Genomic DNA, 18001 nt, shown 5'->3' with positions numbered 1-18001 from the left:
CGTCTCAAAGAACAATGTAGTTCTTTGAGACGTTTTCTTTAAACTCACATTTTCAAGATTAAATAACTGTATCAAAGTCATCTGATTTAGGTAGAGAAGCTGCTTTTTTCATAAGCACTTCCCATAAGTGTACAGATTTCTTCCATTCTTCTGCAGTCTGCCTCTGTTTATACATAGCGTTCTCATAACTGGCAGTAAGTTGTTGCATATCGGCCGAGTTGTAAAGTGTATCGATATGGAGAGCGTATTCTCGGAATGTTTGACTTTCACTCCGTGGTATGCCAATTCTCGCAAATTGTTTTAAAAGTGCACCGTAAGCTTTTTGATAAACACCATCATCTTTTCGGTATTTATAGAAATGAATAATAAGAAATGTCCTCCATATCATTCTAGTGGTGAAGAGAATGTATCCCATAATACTAATTAGTATCGTAGAGAGGAATACGTACCACCAAGAAAAACTAGTTTGAGAATTTGTAACCTTTTTAGTAGAAGCTTCTTCTGTATTTTCTATTAAACTTTTAAGTTTTGCTTCATTATTTCGTTGTTGTATTTGCGTGTTATTAGAATTATTTGCTTCGCTATTTTGTGAAATAGGAGCAGGCGTATTATTTATAAAATTATAGGGATTAGTAAATCCTTTTGTTGGTTCGAATGGAATCCATCCGTATCCTGGGAAATATACTTCGACCCAAGAGTGTGCGTTATCGTTCGTGATTGTATAAACATCCTCACCTTCTGCAGAGGCAAGTGTATTGTCAAGAGTTCCTTCTGTATAGCCTTTTACCCAGCGAGCAGGAATCCCGGCAGAACGAAGTAGTACAATCATAGACGTCGAAAAATTATTACAGTAGCCGCTTTTTGTATCGAAAAGGAATTGATCTACATAATCTTGGCTTTTGGCAGGGAATAAGACATTTGTTGATTCGTATGTAAAAGAGTTGTCTGTAAAGTAATTTTCAATAGCTAATACTTTATCATATCGGTTGTCTTTATCATTTGTAAGATTGACAGCCAAGTCTTTTACGCGCTGTGGTAATGACTTGGGAAGTTGTGTGTACTTTGTCATAAAATAAGGATTTGTTTCTTGACCTTCATTTGTTTTTACAGCTTTCAAGTTTTCTATGGAAAACTCAGGGATCTCATATGTTACTTTATACGAATGTAAAGTAGTAGAAGAGTCTCCATTCATTGTATAAATTTTTTCTGAAAACGGGTCAACACTGTATGATACATCAGAAGCAGCCTCAACTGATACTAATCCTGCTGGATAGGTAAGGTGAGGGTAACTTTTTTGCATGGTAATTGTTGCCTCAGTCGTTTTCGTTTTTGTATTTTGTTCGTACCAGCTTACGACGTCGTTTTTATTTTTAAAAGAAATCTTTTTCGGATTTTCAGAAATTTCCCAGCCTCTTCCTGTATAAAAATCTTTTGTTTCTACTCTCCAATATTGTTTGTTTTGCGTTCGTGCTGTGAAAACAATTGTAGGATCCGCCTTAAAAGGACCGCCTAATCGCGAGTCATCTAAACCATACCCAATTGTAGAAACTTTTTGTTCTTTACTTGCTTCAGATGTGTTGAATTTTAAAAAATCCATTGTGTTTGGCCATTGAGGGCCAAATTTTGGAGCAAAGTATGCAATGGTTGCTAATAATACGATAAATATTGTAAGTGGTCTAAGTAATTTTGAGATTTCTCTAGCATAATTTTGTAAGTGTTCACGTTCTTTTATTCGTTCTACTTGAAGAAGACTAAGCATAAAAAAGCCGATGACAACAGTACGAATAATAGCGTAGTTTGCATTGTATAAATGTAAGTTATGAAAAGTTGCGATATAAATAATAGTCAATACAAGGAATAGAAACCCACGTTTTTTATGAATAATCCAAAATGAAGTGAAAGAACTCAAAAACCAAAATGAGAGAAAAAATAAAACCGTCGGAAAAACTGGAGAAATATCTAGTAAATTCCCTTGGAAAAACAGGGAGGAATTTCGAAACATATCAGAAAAGAATGTTGTTAGCCAAGATGGATTTATAAAAGCATTTTTATAATATAGGGAATGAATGATAAATAAGACTGTGACAATTTTTATAGGAATCTGCCACCTCGTTTGAAAAAAAGAGAGAGCGAAGCAAATTCCTATAAATGTTACGAAAATATCTAATCTACCTACATTTGTAATACCTATAAGAGGTCTTAGCCATTCTAGTAAAAGAAGAAATACACATGCATGCATGAAGAATCTGTTCGTATCCCACTTGTATTTTGCTTGTAATATCATCATTTGCTCACCTCAAAAAACACGTTTGTATACCGGTTTTCATAAACCGTGTTTACAAATATTTGTCGTTTTTTTAGAGTTTCTAGTATACTGAGTTCTCGGTGTGAAAGTTGATTCGCTTTTTCTTTCACGACAAAAACCATACATTTTCTATTTCTTATAGCAGCACAATCAGCCGCCTTTTGAATATCGGGAGAAAGATTACTGGTCACGAGTATAACCGTGACGGGTTCATAAATTTTTCTTAGTTCCATGTCTACACTCTGGGAGAGCGGAAATACACTGTCTGCTTGTACTTTTGCTAAATGACAAAGGATTTGTTGTAACTGCGTATCTCCATTGTCTAAAGGGAAAATGGTTTGTTCTTTTCCGATAGACACGAATGATGCTGGTGAATTTTGTTTCAAGACAGCCCTTACGATAGAGGCAGTAAATGTGACGACTGATTCGAATAGAGGAGACTCGGTTCTGTCTATGAATATCATGATATTATGGCTGCGCTGTTGTTCAAACTCTTTTGTCATAATATTGTTTGTTCGTGCAGTTGCTTTCCAATCGATCCATGAAAAGCGATCGCCAGGTTTATAGTCTCTGACACCGACCGAGATTGTAGAGTCTTTTGCTGAATTTATATTTGCTGAAAGCGCTCCTTGTTCGAAATGATTTTCCAATTGTCGATACGCTATATCTACATACTGGGGATAGACTAAAAATGTATTTGGAACTGAAAAAGTTACTTCTTTCTCCATCATGCCGAATAAATCGCCAGTTTTGACACGAACGCTTGAAAAAGTGTGCTCGCCTCTAGGGATTGTGTCAATAACATATTGAAACGAAATATTTCGTTTCAATCCTGGGAAGAGTACTACCTTATTCATCTTTATTTGTTTACAACTTATAAATTGTGGTGGCAGTTCATCTTCTATAACTAAATAAAGTAAGGGAAAAGGAAATTTTCTTTTTATTGTAATCGTGCTTACAAATTGTTCTCCTACTACATATCCATTTTGGTTTGTTATTCGCTTTACTTCAGCGTCCCGTAAAGCGTAGAAGGGGAGTAGTAGTGAATAAAGAGCAATGGGAATTATGCTGTAAAATAAAAACCAACTGACAAACCCTCCTTGAAACATAGCGTACACAAATGTTAAGACTAGGCATAAAGGGAGTAGCAATAACTTCATAACGTGATATAGCGCTCGCAGCATTCGTTTCATCAAGGGTTCATCGCCCTTTGAGTAGGCACGGTAGTTCGTGCAACGATTTTTGCGATAACTTGTTCGCCAGTTATTCCTTCAAATTTTGCTTCCATTTTTAGAATGAGCCTATGCGCTAAAACGTAAGGAGCTAAAAGTTTAACATCGTCTGGAATAACATAATTTCTGCCATGGATAAATGCATAAGCTTGTGAAGCTTTCATTAAAGCAATTGAGCCACGTGGACTTGCACCTAGCTGTATAGAACTGTACGTACGAGTCTGATTAACAAGCTTTACAATGTAATGCTTAATTGCTTTGTCCATACTTACTACCCGTACGCTTTGTTGTAAATAAAGTAATTCTTCTATTGTAGTAATGGTCTGTAATTGAGAGAGTGGATTTGTTTTTTCCATCCGGTTTAAAATTTCAAATTCTTCTTCTGGTGTAGGATATCCCATTTTTAGTTTCAATAAGAAACGATCGAGCTGAGCTTCTGGTAGAGAATATGTTCCTTCATATTCGACCGGATTTTGTGTAGCCATGACAAAGAACGGCTTTGGTAAAGGTCTTGTAATACCATCTATTGTAATATTGCCTTCTTCCATACATTCAAGTAAAGCAGATTGTGTCTTTGGAGATGTACGATTAATTTCATCAGCAAGTACAAAATTCCCCATAATTGGTCCAGGCTTGAACTCAAATTGGAGCTCTTTCGGATTATAAATAGAAACTCCTGTTACATCTGACGGCAATAAATCAGGTGTAAATTGAATTCGCTTATAATCAGCATCAATGGATTTAGAAAGAGCACGTACTAGCATTGTTTTCCCGACACCAGGAACATCTTCTAATAGCACATGACCTTCAGCTAAGAGAGCTGTCAAAACTAAGATGGTTTCTTTTCGTTTTCCGACCATTATTTTTTCAATATTATTGATTATTTTTTCTACAGTGGGATGTAATGAATCAAGCTGGGGCATCGTAATCCTCCTAATGTTATTATCGTTTTCTAATCCATTTAGTTGACATATTTCTAATTCTATATATAGATAGTAAAACTTCCACCTTTAATTCTGAGAATATTCAGATTATTTATTTTGATTATATCTAGTATAATTGTTTCCGTAACTAAGGGCAATACAGTAAATAATGATTTGTAGTTTTATGTAAAATGAGACTTGATATTAAAAATGACATTGAAGAAAAAATTCCTTACATACAATTTATATTCTTTTCTTTATGGCATTTTTGAAATAATATCAAAATTCTTTTTCTTTTGCAAAATAGTCGATACCTCAAAATACTATTCTCCTAATAATCACGATTAACCATAACCTTCACAACGGAACAAAAGGTTTTCTCACAAACTTATTTTCTACTGAATTTTTGACAATCTCTTGAACTGTGCGAAATGTCACATCTGTATTTTACAACCTCTCTTATAGTAAGGGTATGTAAGAGAGACGTATTAAAGGAGTGAACAGTATGAAGAAAAAAACTTCAGCACTAATGAGACGTTTAAAATATTTTTCGCCAATAGATCGTTATAACGATAATCATACACAAGAAACATATGAAGATCGCGAATGGGAAAATGTGTACAGAAAGCGTTGGCAGCATGATAAAGTAATTCGTTCTACACACGGCGTGAACTGTACTGGTTCATGTAGCTGGAATATATATGTGAAAGATGGAATTGTGACGTGGGAAGGGCAGGAGCTTAACTATCCAACGACAGGTCCTGATATGCCAGATTTTGAACCGCGAGGATGCCCACGTGGAGCAAGTTTTTCTTGGTACATTTATAGTCCACTTCGTGTGAAATATCCGTATGTACGTGGTGTTCTTTGGAGTATGTGGCAAGAGGAACTACAAAATAACGAGTCACCATTAGATGCTTGGAAAAGCATTGTGGAAAACCCTGAAAAAGCACGAAAGTATAAGCAGGCACGTGGTAAAGGAGGATTCATTCGTGCGAATTGGGATGAAGTGTTACAACTCGTTTCAGCTTCATTACTGTATACAGTAATGAAATACGGTCCAGACCGAAATGTTGGTTTCTCACCAATTCCAGCTATGTCGATGTTAAGTCATGCAGCTGGTAGTCGCTTTATGCAACTTATGGGTGGACCGATGCTTAGTTTTTATGATTGGTACGCAGATTTACCACCAGCTTCTCCGCAAATTTGGGGTGATCAAACAGATGTACCAGAAAGTAGTGACTGGTATAACTCTGGTTACATTATGACATGGGGTTCAAATGTACCGATGACGAGAACACCAGATGCACACTTTTTAGCGGAGGTTCGATATAAAGGAACGAAGGTAGTTTCAGTAAGTCCTGATTTCGCTGAGTCAACAAAGTTTGCGGATGATTGGATTAGTGTGAAACAAGGTACAGATGGTGCACTTGCGATGGCAATGGGGCATGTGATCTTACAAGAATTTTACGTAGATAATCAAGTGGAATATTTCACAAAGTATGCGAAGCAATATACTGATTTTCCTTTCTTTGTCACATTGAAACAAAAAGGAGATCAATTCGTTGCTGATCGTTTCTTAAACGCTGCTGATATTGGACGCGAAACGAAGTTAGGAGAATGGAAACCTGTTCTTTGGAACGAGAACACGAATGATTTTGCAACACCTCAAGGCACAATGGGCTCACGTTGGGATAACGAAAAGAAATGGAACTTGCGTTTAGAAGATGAAGAAACAGGTGAAAAGATTGATCCACGTCTTTCTTTACTTGGAATGGAAGAAACGATTGGAACGGTACAAATTCCGTACTTCTCTGATGATGGAAACAAAGTATTAGAACGTACAATTCCAGTGAAAAAGGTTATGACAGAAGAAGGCGAAGTGTTCGTTACAACTGTATACGACTTAACGTTAGCAAATTACGGGGTGAACCGAGGGTTTGGCGGACAAGAGCCGAAAGACTTCAATGATGATGTACCGTTTACACCTGCATGGCAAGAGAAAATGACAGGAGTGAAACGAGAACTAATTATTCAAATCGCTCGTGAGTTCGCACAAAATGCCGCTGATACAAATGGTCGCTCGATGATTATTGTTGGAGCTGGTATTAACCATTGGTTTAATTCTGATACGATTTATCGCGCAGTTTTAAATCTTGTTCTTCTCGTCGGGGCACAAGGAGTAAACGGCGGGGGATGGGCGCATTATGTTGGTCAAGAAAAGTTACGACCTGCAGAAGGATGGCAAACAATCGCGATGGCAAAAGATTGGCAAGGGCCACCAAAATTACAAAATGGTACGTCTTTCTTCTATTTCGTAACAGATCAATGGCGCTATGAAGATACACCTGTTGGACATTTAGCATCACCAATTGAAGGTAACTCACGTTATCAACATCACGGTGATTACAATGTATTAGCAGCACGACTCGGCTGGTTACCTTCTTATCCAACATTCGAGAAAAATGGAATTGAATTATATAAAGAAGCTGTTGCTGCTGGTGCAACAACGCAAGAAGAAATCGGAAAATATGTTGCACAAAAATTAAAAGAAAAAGAACTGAAATTTGCGATTGAAGATCCTGATAATAAAAACAACTTCCCGCGCAACTTATTCGTTTGGCGTGCGAATTTAATTTCAAGTTCTGGTAAAGGGCATGAATATTTCTTAAAACATTTATTAGGTACAACAAACGGATTAATGAATGACGATAGTGATTCATTACGACCAGAAGAAATTAAGTGGCATGAAGAAGCACCAGAAGGGAAGCTTGATTTACTCATTAATTTAGATTTCCGTATGGCTGGAACAGCGCTGTATTCTGATATCGTCTTACCTGCTTCAACTTGGTACGAAAAACATGATTTAAGTAGTACAGATATGCATCCATTTGTGCATCCATTTAATCCAGCAATCGGTTCACCGTGGGAAGCACGCTCTGACTGGGATATTTTCACTTCACTTTCTAAAGCTGTGTCAGATTTAGCGAAGAAAATAGATCTTGAGCCAATGAAAGAAGTTGTTGCAACACCACTTCTTCATGATACACCGCAAGAATTAGCGCAACCACTTGGCAAGATTAAAGATTGGAGTAAAGGTGAATGTGAACCAATCCCGGGTAAAACGATGCCACAAATTCATGTTGTTGAAAGGGATTATAAAACGATTTATGACAAAATGACAGCACTTGGACCAAATGCCGGAAAACAACCGATTGGTACGAAAGGGATCTCTTGGTCAGCAGAAAAAGAGTATGAGCAATTAAAGAGCAAATTAGGAGTTGTTCGAACGGATACTATTGCGAAAGGTTGCCCAGACATAAAAGAAGCAATCAATGCTGCTGAAGCGGTATTAACGCTTTCTTCTACAACAAACGGTCATATGGCAGTAAAAGCATGGGAAGCACTTGAAAAACAAACAGATCTAAAATTACGTGATTTAGCAGAAGAACGTGAAGAAGAATGCTTTACATTCGAACAAATTACAGCACAACCGAAAACAGTAATTACTTCTCCGGCCTTTACAGGTTCAGAAAAAGGTGGACGACGTTACTCACCGTTTACAACAAATGTGGAACGTCTTATTCCTTGGAGAACGATAACTGGTCGACAATCTTTCTACTTAGACCATGACATGATGAAAGAATTTGGTGAAATGATGGCAACATTTAAACCAATTCTGCAACATAAACCGTTCCGTAAGTCACGCCCTGAAGTAGAAGGGAAAGAGATTACACTAAACTATTTAACACCGCATAATAAGTGGTCGATTCATAGTATGTATTTCGATTCATTACCGATGTTAACGCTGTTTAGAGGTGGTCCAACTGTTTGGATGAATAAAGAGGACGCTGCAGAAGCTGGCGTTGCTGATAATGATTGGATCGAGTGCTTTAACCGTAACGGTGTTGTCGTAGCGCGTGCTGTTGTAACGCACCGTATACCGAGGGGAATGGCATTTATGCACCATGCGCAAGATCGCCACATTAACGTGCCTGGTACGAAATTAATAAGCACCCGTGGGGGAACGCATAATAGTCCAACCCGTATTCATGTTAAACCAACACATATGATTGGTGGATATGGCCAATTAAGCTATGGATTTAACTATTATGGTCCGACTGGGAACCAGCGTGATTTAAATGTTGTAATCCGTAAACTGAAGGAGGTAGATTGGCTTGAAGATTAAAGCGCAAGTCGGAATGGTAATGAACCTAGATAAATGCATCGGCTGTCATACTTGTAGTGTAACGTGCAAAAACACCTGGACAAATCGTCCAGGTGCGGAATATATGTATTTCAATAACGTAGAAACGAAGCCTGGTATTGGTTATCCGAAGCAATGGGAAGATCAGGAGAAATATAAAGGCGGCTGGGAATTGAAAAATGGTGAAATTCAGCTGAAATCCGGTTCGAAAATGAAGCGCCTTATGAATATTTTCCACAACCCAGATCAACCAACGATTGATGATTACTTTGAACCTTGGAACTATGATTATGAAACGTTAACAAATAGTCCGCAGCGTAAGCATCAGCCAGTTGCTCGTCCGAAATCAGCAATTACAGGTGAATTTATCGATAAAATTGAATGGGGTCCAAACTGGGAAGATGATTTAGCTGGTGGACATATAACAGGATTACAAGATCCGAACGTAAAGAAAATGGAAGAAGAAATTAAAACTGATTTTGAAAATGTCTTTATGATGTATTTACCACGCATATGCGAACATTGTATGAATCCATCGTGCGTATCATCTTGTCCATCTGGTGCAATGTATAAACGTGAAGAAGACGGCATTGTTCTTGTGGATCAAAATGCATGTCGTGCTTGGAGATTCTGCGTATCATCTTGTCCATATAAAAAAGTGTATTTTAACTGGCAAACGAATAAAGCTGAAAAATGTACAATGTGTTTCCCACGTATTGAGGCTGGTATGCCAACAATTTGTTCAGAAACATGTGTAGGACGTATCAGATATATTGGGGTAATGCTATATGACGCTGACAAAGTAAAAGAAGCAGCTTCTGTTGAAGACGAAAAAGATTTATATGAATCTCAGCTTACTGTTTTCCTAGATCCAAATGATCCTGAAGTAGCAGCTGAAGCGAAAAAACAAGGAATTCCTGAAGAATGGATTAAAGCGGCGCAACAATCGCCAATTTATAAAATGATTATCGATTGGAAAATTGCTCTACCTCTTCACCCAGAGTATCGTACAATGCCAATGGTTTGGTATATCCCGCCGCTTAGCCCAATTATGAATATGGTGGAAGGAAAAGGTAGTAACTGGCAAGCAGAAGAGATTTTCCCTGCTATTGATAATATGCGTATTCCAATTCAATATTTAGCGAATTTACTCACTGCAGGAGATGAATCACATATTCGTCTTACATTGAAGAAAATGGCTGTTATGCGAACGCATATGAGAGCACTTCAAATTAATAAAGTACCAAATGAAGCTGTATTAAAAGAACTTGGCTTAACGAAACAGGATGTAGAAGATATGTATCGTCTTCTTGCTATCGCAAAATATAAAGATCGTTTTGTTATCCCGACATCTCACCGTGAACAAGTTGCAGATTTATATAACGAACAAGGAAGCTGTGGTTTATCATTTGCAGGTGGTCCAGGCTCTTGTATGACAATTTCTTAAATAATGGGGGCGGAAAAATATGAAACAAAGTTTACAAACTGCTTTTTCATGTTCTTCATTTCTTCTCTCCTACCCAGAAATCGGGTGGAGAGAAGCTTTAGCTGAATTACAAGAAGAGATGGAAGCGATTGAACAGGACGATGTTAAAGCTTCACTTACAGCATTTATAAAACAAGCGCTAAATAAAACGAACGATCAACTCATTGATGGTTACGTATATACATTTGATTTTGGTAAAAAGACGAATATGTATTTAACGTATATGAACACTGGTGAACAAAGAGAAAGAGGGATTGAATTACTAGAGTTAAAACAGCATTATAAAAAATCTGGTTTTGAAGTAACAGATAAAGAACTACCTGATTATTTACCACTCTTGCTTGAGTTCTTTGCAAATGCAAATGAGAGAGACAGTGGACCAATTATGAGCAAATACACGGAGAATATACAAGCGTTACACGCTCAATTAAAAGAAGCAGACAGTATGTATGAACCAATTCTTGCGGCTGTTCTACTCGCTATCGAAGCATGGGGTGTACAGGCAAATTAGAAAGGAGAGTTGTCAAAATGATGGATCAATTTCTATGGGTGTTGTTTCCCTATATCATTTTTGCAATCTTTATCGGTGGACATATTTTTAGATACAACTATGATCAATTTGGATGGACATCAAAATCTAGTGAACTATTAGAAAAGAAAATGCTTCGAATCGGAAGTCTATTATTCCACTTTGGAATCATGTTCGTAATTGGCGGTCACGTTATGGGGATTTTAATTCCAGAAGCTGTATACCGTTCAATAGGAATTTCTGAGCATACGTATCACATAATGGCAATTAGTTTCGGGCTTCCGGCAGGTGTTGCTTCTATTATCGGTTTAATTATATTAACGTACCGCCGCGTAACTGTAAAACGTATCATTGCAACGAGCACAAAGGGAGATTATATTGCGCTTATTTTATTACTTATCGTAATGTTAGCAGGACTTTCTGCAACATTTTTAAATATCGATTCAAAAGGATTTGATTATCGTACAACAATTGGCCCTTGGTTCCGAAGTCTCTTTATTTTCCAACCGAAAGTTGAATATATGACGGAAGTACCAGTATGGTTTAAAATTCATATTCTTGCAGGGATGGGTTTATTCGCAGTGTGGCCATTTACAAGACTAGTACATGTATTTAGTGCCCCAATTAAATATGTAAGCCGTAGTTATGTAATTTACAGAAGACGTATTCCTAATGAGTTGAAAAAATAATACTGCTGTAAACGGATAGGAGCTAATGGTTAAAACGAAACGAGGTCTAATATGGAAGGCCTCGTTTTTGTTTACATAGGGAATAACCGTTAATAAGTAGTTTAAATTGAAAAAAGATTAGCATCTAAATAAGATGCTAATCAATACTACAAACAGAAGCAGAGCAATCTTCACAAGCAATTTCACATTTTAAAAATTGTAAATCGTGAATGGTAATCTTTCCTTTATGAATAGAAATTGTACCTTGCTTTTTTAATTCATTTAACATTCGATTTACGCTTTCACGTGAAGTTGCACAGAAATTAGCTAGTTCTTGATTAGTTAACGGTAAATCGATGAGAATACCATTTTCTTTTAATACACCGTAACTATTTGTCATTCGAATGAGAGTAGAATATAAGGCACCTTTTTTGCCGTGTAACACTAAATCTCGGAACTTCGTTTGCATTCTTCTTAAATGTTCACTAATCCATTTCATAAATTCAAATACAAGAGCGGGTTTTTGGAGTAATGCTTTTTCTAACGCTTCACGCTTTATTACACCTACTTCAACATCTTCAAGACATTTTGAGTTTAATAAATATTTTGCATTATCCGTGAACAACGTTAATTCTCCAATAATGTCATATTCCGAACAAATTCGAAGTGTTAATTCTTGTCCGTCAGCACTAAGTTTACTAATTTGTACTTTTCCTGAGTGGATAATATAGAGTTCGGTTGCCTCCATACCTTCTTGAAAAATAAAACTGCCTTTTTTTATCTGCATTTTATATTCAACAGATGCAAGTAATTCCTTTAAATCTTGAGATAATTTCATACTGTTTGTCACAGCAATCACCTTTCTTCTTATAAGCAATACATTTCCTATTTTGAGTGTAAATATGTTGAAAATGCAAGAGCTATTTTAAAAATATAGTAAAATTTCAATGACCGTAAGGAGGAGAGACTGAAGATGTGAACAAAATGCGAACAGATTTGTGAAGAATTTTTGAATGGGGAAAGTGATGTGAGAAAAGTCACATTGAATTTGCAACTTATTTTTTATAATAAAGGCAAATAAACAATTGAAAGCTTACTAAGGATTGCAGCAGAAAAGAAGGGATATAGATGCACGAAAAAATGAAAGATTCATTAGAACGGCCACTTCAAGATTTACGTATTTCAGTTATTGATCGTTGTAATTTTAGGTGCACATACTGTATGCCTGCTGAAGTGTTCGGACCTGATTATGCTTTTTTGCAGGAAGAGTTTTTATTAACGTTCGATGAAATAGAAAGATTAGCAAGATTATTTATAAGTATGGGAGTCAATAAAATTAGGCTGACTGGCGGTGAACCGTTATTGCGTAAAGATTTACCTCAGTTAATCGCAAGGCTTACAAAACTAGAAGGCTTAAAAGACATTGGGCTCACAACAAACGGAATTCATTTAGCGAAACAAGCTAAGGCGTTAAAAGACGCGGGATTAAAGCGTGTAAATATTAGTTTAGATGCGATAGAGGATCACGTCTTCAAAAAAATTAACGGAAGAAATGTAAGTACAAAACCTGTACTGAAAGGAATAGCAGCAGCAAAGGCTGCTGGATTAGAGGTAAAGGTAAATATGGTCGTAAAAAAAGGAATGAATGATAGTCAAATTCTTCATATGGCTCGTTATTTTAAAGAAAAAGAAATTCAGCTCCGTTTCATTGAGTTTATGGATGTAGGCAGTACGAACGGATGGAATTTTGAACAAGTGATTACGAAGGAACAATTAATAGAGAAGATTAATCGCGTATATCCGGTTGAACCTGTTACACCTCGTTATTTTGGAGAAGTTGCGAAATTGTATCGATATGTAGGGAGCGATGCAGAAGTTGGATTTATTACTTCAGTATCAGAGTCATTTTGTTCTTCTTGTACGAGAGCTCGTATTTCGGCAGACGGTAAGTTTTTTACGTGTCTATTTGGAACGAAAGGAACGGATTTGCGAACGCTTCTTCGAGAAAATATTTCTGATGCATCACTATTAAAAATTTTACAACATACGTGGCGATATAGAACAGATCGATATTCAGATGAAAGAACGGCGGATAGTACAAATAAACGTCAAAAAGTTGAAATGTCTTACATTGGCGGATAGCGAGAGGAGGATTTCCTATGCAAGAGCGATATTCAAGGCAAGTATTGTTTTCTAGAATAGGTGAAATGGGTCAAAGAAAAATAAGAGAAAAGCATGTACTTTTAATCGGTGCGGGTGCACTAGGAGCTGCGAATGCAGAAGCATTTGCTAGGATGGGAATTGGGAAATTGACAATTGCCGATCGTGACTACGTCGAATGGAGTAATTTACAGCGGCAACAGTTATATACAGAAGAAGATGCAAAGCAATGCAAACCAAAAGCAATTGCAGCGGCAGAGCATTTAAGAAAGATTAATTCTGAAGTGGAAATTGTACCAGTTGTAACTGATGTCACAATGAAAGAAATGGAAGAGTTAACAAAAGAAGTGGACCTTATATTAGATGCGACTGACAATTTTGATACGCGTCTACTTATAAATGACATTTCACAAAAAGAAAATATACCTTGGATATACGGTGGATGTATTGGAAGTTACGGTGTAACGTATACAATTCTTCCAGGGAAAACACCGTGTTTTCGTTGCTTAATGGATCATCCTATGGGAGGTGCAACATGCGATACAGCCGGAATCATTCAACCAGCTGTACAAATGGTTGTTGCTCACCAAGTGACAGAAGCGATGAAAATATTGGTGGATGATTTCGATGCGCTGCGAGGGACAATGTTATCATTTGATATTTGGAACAATCAGTATCTCTCATTAAAAGTAAATAGACAGAAAAAAAGTACATGTCCATCTTGTGGGAAATTACGAACGTATCCAAGTTTAACATTTGAAGCACAAATGAAAACGGAAGTGTTATGCGGACGGAATACAGTTCAAATCCGTTCAGGAATAAAGAGAAATCTTAATTTAACCGAAATTCAAAAACGATTACAAAAGAGTGTACATGTCAAAAAAACACCTTACTTACTATCATTTTTAATTGATGAATATCGTTTCGTTTTATTTATAGACGGTAGGGCATTTATTCATGGGACAAATGATGTGAAAATAGCAAAACGATTATACGCAACATATATAGGGTGAACAGAAAGTGAGCGTCACCTTATTGAAAAGAGGTGAAAAAAGAATGTTAGAAAAACGTATACCAATTCCAGTGGCAGAAGCAGTTGCGCGTGTAATGGAATATGCCTACCAAGGTGAAATAGAAAAGGTTTCTCTTATAGAAAGCTACGGTAGAACACTTGGAGAAGATGTTATTGCAGATCATGATGTTCCGCATTTTAATCGCTCTCCGTACGATGGGTTTGCGATTCGAGCGGAAGATACAAAAGAAGCGAGTAGTAGTAACCCCATTCAGTTTGAAGTAATTGGCGAAATTGGAGCAGGTTTTGTTTTTCCAGAAGAAGTGAAACCATTTCAAACTGTCCGTATTATGACAGGCGCCGCAATTCCAGCCGGATGTAATGCAGTTGTTATGTTAGAGCTAACAGAAGGATTTGAAGAAAATGAAAAGACTTATATGAAATTGAAACGCTCCTTTATTGCTGGGGATAACATTTCTTTTAAAGGAGAAGATGTAAAACAAAATACCGTCCTTGTGAAAAAAGGTACTGTTATTAATCCTGGAGTAGCAGCACTTCTTGCTACGTTTGGTTATAGTTCTGTACACGTTATAAAACAGCCGGTTATTGGAATTGTAACGACAGGAAGCGAACTGCTTGAAGTACATGAACACTTAAAGCCAGGGAAGATTCGAAATAGTAACTCCTATATGATTGCTGCTCAAATTGAACGAGCTGGCGGAGTTGTACAGTATTATGGACAGTTCGCTGACGATATTGAGACGTGTTATAACACTGTAAAAAAAGCGATAAAAGAAGTCGATATTTTAATTACAACTGGTGGCGTTTCGGTAGGAGATTATGACTATTTACCTGCTATTTATGAGAGATTACAAGCAAATGTACTTTTTAGCAAAATAGCGATGCGACCAGGAAGTGTGACAACTGTAGCTGAGGTAGAAGGAAAACTACTATTTGGTTTATCTGGTAATCCTTCTGCTTGTTATGTCGGTTGTGAATTATTTGTTCGGCCAGTTATTCGAACATACTTGCATAGAAAAGATTCGCATGTATTTCGTGCAGAGGCGATTTTACAAAAAGACTTTCCAAAAGCAAACCCATTCACTCGTTTTGTAAGAGGAAAAGTGGAAATTGTAAATGGAAAATTGCAAGCGACACCAGTTGGTTTAGATAAATCTAGTGCAATTTCTTCACTTGCAGAGGCGAACGCATTTATTGTCCTGCCGGGAGGAACAAGGGGATTTGAAGCAGGAATAACTGTTTCGGTACTGTTATTAGAATCAAACGCTGGAAGTGAGTGGCCATGGGAAGAACCACTTCGGTCGTACAAATGATAGAAAAATAGATTGCTAACTTATATGAAGATAAGAGGTGCAAGATGACACATACGTATTATGAAGTGATTGATACACCTATTTCAATTGAGGAAGTTACAAACAAAGTAATTTGTCGTGAGTGCGGCGCAGTTACTACTTTCATTGGTACTGTTAGAGAATTTACGAAAGGCCGTCGTACGCTATATTTAGAGTATGTAGCATATAAAACAATGGCAGAAAAACAGCTTGAGAAAATTGGTACTGAAGTAGGAGAGAGGTGGCCTGGGACATTTGTCGCCATTACACATCGCATTGGTACATTACAAATTTGTGATCTTGCTGTTGTCGTCTCTGTTTCTACACCACACAGGAAAGCAGCCTATGAGGCGAACGAATATATTATGGAGCGTATAAAACAAATCGTTCCCATTTGGAAGAAAGAATTTTGGGAAGATGGTGAATCATGGATAGGTGATCAGTTAGAAAAGGTAGCATATGAGAATGATGAGTCTGGAAAGGGGATGAGAATATGATTGAAGTACTATTATTTGCACATTTACAAGAAGAAGTAAGTAAGTCAGCATTACACATAGATTGTGAAAATATTACGGTTGCTAAACTTAAGGAAGTGCTCATTAAGAAATACGACGTAGCGATTTCAAGTGAGATTATGGTTGCTATAAATGAAGAGTATGCAAATGAGGATGACATCATTCAAACTGGCGATGTTATAGCAATGATTCCGCCAGTGAGTGGTGGTTGATTCTTTTCAGCCTAATCATGTTAGGACGTGATTAGGCTGGAGGGAATGAATATAACTATGCATACATAGGAGGGAACAGGATGAAAAGTCCTAATTTTCAATTAAGTTTACAAACTTCTAATCTAGTTATCGGGTTTATGGTATGGGTCATTTTATCATCATTAATGCCTTATATTAAAGCGGATATTCCATTAACTGCGGGACAAATTTCTATGGTAACAGCAGTACCGGTTATATTAGGTTCTGTTCTTCGCATTCCAATTGGTTATTGGACAAATCGTTTCGGAGCAAGAAAATTATTCTTTATTAGTTTTATTCTATTATTATTTCCTGTCTTTTATATTAGTGTTGCCAATTCAATGATGGATTTAATTATTGGTGGTTTATTTGTCGGAATCGGTGGTGCTGTATTCTCTGTAGGCGTAACTTCTTTACCGAAATACTTTCCGAAAGAGAGTCACGGTTTTGTAAATGGTATATACGGTGTCGGTAACGCAGGAACAGCAATTACTTCGTTCTTAGCACCAGTTATCGCAACTTCAGTTGGCTGGAGAACGACAGTACAGTGTTATTTAGTTTTACTCGCAGCATTTGCACTTATGAACTTTTTATTAGGCGATCGTAAGGAGAAAAAGGTGAATACACCATTAATGGAACAAATAAAAGGTGTATATAAAAATGAAAAACTTTGGTTTTTATGTATCTTTTACTTTTTAACATTTGGATCTTTCGTCGCATTTACTGTATACTTACCAAACTTTTTAGTATCTCACTTCGGATTAGAAAAAGTGGATGCAGGTATGCGGACAGCAGGATTCATTGTACTTGCAACAATTATGCGGCCAATTGGCGGTTGGCTTGGTGATAAATTTAACCCATTTAAAATATTAATCTTCGTATTTATCGGTTTAACACTTTCAGGTATTATTTTATCATTCATGCCTAGTATGAACGTATATACTTTTGGTTGCTTACTAGTCGCATTTTGTGCAGGTATCGGTAATGGTACAATCTTCAAACTCGTTCCAATGTACTTCTCAGAACAAGCTGGTATTGTAAATGGACTCGTTTCAGCTTTAGGCGGACTAGGAGGGTTCTTCCCGCCGCTAATTTTAACATTATTATTCCAACTAACAGGTCATTATGCAATTGGATTTATGGCATTATCAGAAGTCGCACTTGCTTGTTTAATCATTACAGTGTGGATGTATAGTCAAGAAAAGCTGTTAGTGATGTTAAAGAATCATTAAAAAAGAAAAAGAGCCGTCCCGAAGTATTTTGGGATGGTTCTTTTAGTAATAGACTTCAACTTGTTTTTTATTGATATCTTAACAAATGTTTGTTTTCTAAAATATTGTGGTTTTTAAATAAAAAACAGAAGGGTAATGGAATTTTATGTT

14 protein-coding genes are annotated in these 18001 nt (G+C 36.8%); 10 read left to right on the top strand and 4 right to left on the bottom strand.

Going from position 1 to position 18001, the window contains the following annotated elements:
• Positions 1–58: 58 nt before the first annotated feature.
• The 3 genes from F3I02_RS26775 to F3I02_RS26765 are packed head-to-tail and all read right to left on the bottom strand — an operon-like array spanning position 59 to position 4460.
• Positions 59–2287, bottom strand: a complete 2229-nt coding sequence (locus tag F3I02_RS26775) for a transglutaminase TgpA family protein (protein WP_196478589.1) — start codon at positions 2285–2287, stop codon at positions 59–61.
• On the bottom strand, positions 2284–3498 hold the full coding sequence (locus tag F3I02_RS26770) for a DUF58 domain-containing protein (protein WP_070180071.1): 1215 nt from the start codon (positions 3496–3498) through the stop codon (positions 2284–2286). The genes F3I02_RS26775 and F3I02_RS26770 overlap by 4 nt, the downstream gene beginning before the upstream one ends.
• A complete protein-coding gene (locus tag F3I02_RS26765; RefSeq protein WP_047386026.1) occupies positions 3498–4460 on the bottom strand; it encodes an AAA family ATPase in 963 nt (320 codons plus the stop codon). The genes F3I02_RS26770 and F3I02_RS26765 overlap by 1 nt, the downstream gene beginning before the upstream one ends.
• A gap of 505 nt (positions 4461–4965) precedes the next feature.
• Here F3I02_RS26765 and F3I02_RS26760 point away from each other — a divergent pair.
• The 4 genes from F3I02_RS26760 to narI are packed head-to-tail and all read left to right on the top strand — an operon-like array spanning position 4966 to position 11371.
• On the top strand, positions 4966–8649 hold the full coding sequence (locus tag F3I02_RS26760; RefSeq protein ID WP_196478588.1) for a nitrate reductase subunit alpha: 3684 nt from the start codon (positions 4966–4968) through the stop codon (positions 8647–8649).
• Positions 8639–10114, top strand: a complete 1476-nt coding sequence (gene narH / locus F3I02_RS26755) for a nitrate reductase subunit beta (RefSeq protein WP_074594368.1) — start codon at positions 8639–8641, stop codon at positions 10112–10114. Before F3I02_RS26760 ends, narH begins: the two co-directional genes overlap by 11 nt.
• A gap of 19 nt (positions 10115–10133) precedes the next feature.
• Positions 10134–10664, top strand: a complete 531-nt coding sequence (narJ, locus tag F3I02_RS26750; RefSeq protein WP_196478587.1) for a nitrate reductase molybdenum cofactor assembly chaperone — start codon at positions 10134–10136, stop codon at positions 10662–10664.
• Between the two features lie 17 nt (positions 10665–10681).
• Positions 10682–11371, top strand: a complete 690-nt coding sequence (narI, locus tag F3I02_RS26745; protein ID WP_196478586.1) for a respiratory nitrate reductase subunit gamma — start codon at positions 10682–10684, stop codon at positions 11369–11371.
• Between the two features lie 136 nt (positions 11372–11507).
• Here the strand turns inward: narI and F3I02_RS26740 are convergent, their stop codons facing one another.
• On the bottom strand, positions 11508–12200 hold the full coding sequence (locus tag F3I02_RS26740) for a Crp/Fnr family transcriptional regulator (RefSeq protein WP_000185188.1): 693 nt from the start codon (positions 12198–12200) through the stop codon (positions 11508–11510).
• A 278-nt stretch (positions 12201–12478) separates the two neighbouring features.
• On the opposite strand from F3I02_RS26740, the gene moaA reads away from it, so the two are divergent.
• From moaA to narK, 6 genes are all read left to right on the top strand, one after another.
• Positions 12479–13492, top strand: coding sequence for a GTP 3',8-cyclase MoaA (moaA, locus tag F3I02_RS26735; protein ID WP_000544617.1), 1014 nt, complete (start codon positions 12479–12481; stop codon positions 13490–13492).
• A gap of 17 nt (positions 13493–13509) precedes the next feature.
• Entirely contained in the window at positions 13510–14523 is a 1014-nt protein-coding gene (locus tag F3I02_RS26730; protein WP_163051525.1) for a molybdopterin-synthase adenylyltransferase MoeB, read from the top strand.
• A gap of 43 nt (positions 14524–14566) precedes the next feature.
• Complete coding sequence (locus tag F3I02_RS26725) at positions 14567–15856, top strand: molybdopterin molybdotransferase MoeA (protein WP_163051527.1); 1290 nt, start codon at positions 14567–14569, stop codon at positions 15854–15856.
• A gap of 44 nt (positions 15857–15900) precedes the next feature.
• Positions 15901–16371 (top strand): molybdenum cofactor biosynthesis protein MoaE, encoded by a 471-nt coding sequence (locus tag F3I02_RS26720; protein WP_163051529.1) that lies wholly within the window; start codon positions 15901–15903, stop codon positions 16369–16371.
• On the top strand, positions 16368–16601 hold the full coding sequence (moaD, locus tag F3I02_RS26715; RefSeq protein WP_000573686.1) for a molybdopterin converting factor subunit 1: 234 nt from the start codon (positions 16368–16370) through the stop codon (positions 16599–16601). Before F3I02_RS26720 ends, moaD begins: the two co-directional genes overlap by 4 nt.
• Before the next feature lie 80 nt (positions 16602–16681).
• The gene (gene narK, locus F3I02_RS26710; protein WP_000841864.1) at positions 16682–17851 is read left to right on the top strand and encodes a nitrate transporter NarK; all 1170 of its coding nucleotides are present in this window, start codon (positions 16682–16684) and stop codon (positions 17849–17851) included.
• Positions 17852–18001: the final 150 nt, after the last annotated feature.

The organism is Bacillus sp. SRB3LM, assembly GCF_015712745.1.
In the GTDB taxonomy this organism is placed as follows: Bacteria; Bacillota; Bacilli; order Bacillales; family Bacillaceae_G; genus Bacillus_A; species Bacillus_A thuringiensis_K.
The sequence above is the reverse complement of the archived record's forward strand: the minus strand, read 5'-3'. Positions and strand labels throughout refer to the sequence as shown.

Bases quoted from the DNA above. Each gene is read 5' to 3' on its own strand.
- F3I02_RS26775 (WP_196478589.1), bottom strand. From the start codon at position 2,287: ATGATGATATTACAAGCAAAATACAAGTGGGATACGAACAGATTCTTC.
- F3I02_RS26770 (WP_070180071.1), bottom strand. From the start codon at position 3,498: ATGAAACGAATGCTGCGAGCGCTATATCACGTTATGAAGTTATTGCTA.
- F3I02_RS26765 (WP_047386026.1), bottom strand. From the start codon at position 4,460: ATGCCCCAGCTTGATTCATTACATCCCACTGTAGAAAAAATAATCAAT.
- F3I02_RS26760 (WP_196478588.1), top strand. From the start codon at position 4,966: ATGAAGAAAAAAACTTCAGCACTAATGAGACGTTTAAAATATTTTTCG.
- narJ (WP_196478587.1), top strand. From the start codon at position 10,134: ATGAAACAAAGTTTACAAACTGCTTTTTCATGTTCTTCATTTCTTCTC.
- narI (WP_196478586.1), top strand. From the start codon at position 10,682: ATGATGGATCAATTTCTATGGGTGTTGTTTCCCTATATCATTTTTGCA.
- moaA (WP_000544617.1), top strand. From the start codon at position 12,479: ATGCACGAAAAAATGAAAGATTCATTAGAACGGCCACTTCAAGATTTA.
- F3I02_RS26730 (WP_163051525.1), top strand. From the start codon at position 13,510: ATGCAAGAGCGATATTCAAGGCAAGTATTGTTTTCTAGAATAGGTGAA.
- F3I02_RS26725 (WP_163051527.1), top strand. From the start codon at position 14,567: ATGTTAGAAAAACGTATACCAATTCCAGTGGCAGAAGCAGTTGCGCGT.
- F3I02_RS26720 (WP_163051529.1), top strand. From the start codon at position 15,901: ATGACACATACGTATTATGAAGTGATTGATACACCTATTTCAATTGAG.
- moaD (WP_000573686.1), top strand. From the start codon at position 16,368: ATGATTGAAGTACTATTATTTGCACATTTACAAGAAGAAGTAAGTAAG.
- narK (WP_000841864.1), top strand. From the start codon at position 16,682: ATGAAAAGTCCTAATTTTCAATTAAGTTTACAAACTTCTAATCTAGTT.